This window comes from Amycolatopsis rhizosphaerae, assembly GCF_007713715.1.
Taxonomy (GTDB): domain Bacteria; phylum Actinomycetota; class Actinomycetes; order Mycobacteriales; family Pseudonocardiaceae; genus Amycolatopsis_E; species Amycolatopsis_E rhizosphaerae.
Genome location: NZ_VJWX01000818.1, coordinates 1 through 1,560 on the forward strand (window position 1 = coordinate 1; position 1,560 = coordinate 1,560).

Here is a 1,560-nt window from a genome sequence, read left to right on the forward strand (position 1 = left end):
ATGGGTGCCGTGAGGGGGGTCCCTCACGGCCCTTTCCGCGCCGGGTCAGAGATCGGCGGGAGTGGTGCCGGTCGTGGTGAGCGGCAGCCCGAGCTGGGCACGTTCGGTGAGCCAGCGGGTCGGGCGGTACCGGGGGTCGCCGGTCGAGGCGTGGAGGGCCCGCTGCAGGGCGAGCATCCGGTCCGCCCCCACCTTCTCGCCCCACGCCAGCGGCCCGGCGGGATACCCGAGACCCGCGGTGACCCCGAGATCGATGTCGGCGGGCGAGGCGATACCGCGTTCGGCGATGGACGCCGCCACGGACACGATCGACGCGAGCAGCCGCTGGGCGACACTCCCGGCGGTGTCCCTCACCACCGAAACCCGCTTTCCGCCCAACGCGAGGATCGCGGCCGCGTCCCGGGCGGCCGCGGGGTCCGCCGCGGGAGTGATCGCGAGGACCTGCCGGGACGTGGGCAGTGACAGCGGGTCGACGCCGAAGGTCCGCTCCGCGGGCAGGCCGCGGTCCGCGACGGCGGAAGCGACGGTGGTGCCCCAGGTCGGCACGAGGATCACCGCGGCGTCCTCCGGACGCTCCACCAGCGTCGCGCCGGGCAGCTCCACACCGGTACCGGCGATCCACACCGGACGGCCCGCGTCCCCTTCCAGTACCGGCTCCGCGGGCGCTTCGGCCCCGGGCCCGTAGTCGAACCACCCCCGTCCGGTCTTGCGGCCGTGCAGCCCCGCGGCCACCCGGTTCGGGGTCAGAAACGACGCGCGCAGCCGGTCGGAGTAGCGGAAGCCGTGCCAGATCGACTCGATCACGGCGGCCGTGACGTCCAGTCCCGTCAGGTCCATCAGCTCGAACGGGCCCATGCGCAGCCCCAGCACGTCCCGCGCGATCCGGTCGATCACGGCGGGTTCGGCCACGTCCTCCTCCAGCAGCGCGAGTGCCTCGGTCACCAGGCCGCGCCCCGCGTGGTTGATCAGGAAGCCGGGGGTGTCGGCGACCACGACCGCCCGGTGACCCGTCTCGCGCACGAAAGCGGAGAGGGTGTCGACCGCATCCGGCCGGGTCGCCGCGCCGGGGATGACTTCGACGATCTTCATCAGCGGGACCGGGTTGAAGAAGTGCAGCCCGCACAGCCGTCCGGGATCGGGCAGGGTCGCCGCGATCTGGGTGATCGGCAGCGACGAGGTGTTCGTGGCGAAGAGCGCGCGTTCCGGCAGCACCCGGCTCAGCTCGGAAAACAGCGCTGCCTTGGTGTCGAGGTCCTCCCGGACCGCCTCGATGACCAGATCCACCTCGCCCGGAGCGACCGGCGAGTCCAGCGGGACGAGCCGGGCGGCGATCCCGGCGGCCTCCGCTTCGGTGCTGCGGCCCTTGGCCACCGCCCGGTCCAGCATGGACCGGATGAACCCGACCGCCTCGCCCACCGACTCCCGGCGCGCGTCGCCCAGTTCGACGGTGTGGCCGGCGGTGGCCGCCCACTGGGCGATCCCGCGTCCCATCACCCCGGTGCCGACGATCCTGATGCGCATCTGTCCTCGCTTTCCGGCGCTTCCCGGCCCTCCGACGGG

At 73.6% G+C, this 1,560-nt stretch carries 1 protein-coding gene; it reads right to left on the reverse strand.

Annotated features, from left to right (window positions below; all coding sequences use genetic code 11):
- Positions 1 to 45: 45 nt before the first annotated feature.
- Entirely contained in the window at positions 46 to 1,521 is a 1,476-nt protein-coding gene (locus FNH05_RS37140; RefSeq protein WP_144593501.1) for a 3-hydroxyacyl-CoA dehydrogenase, read from the reverse strand.
- Positions 1,522 to 1,560: the final 39 nt, after the last annotated feature.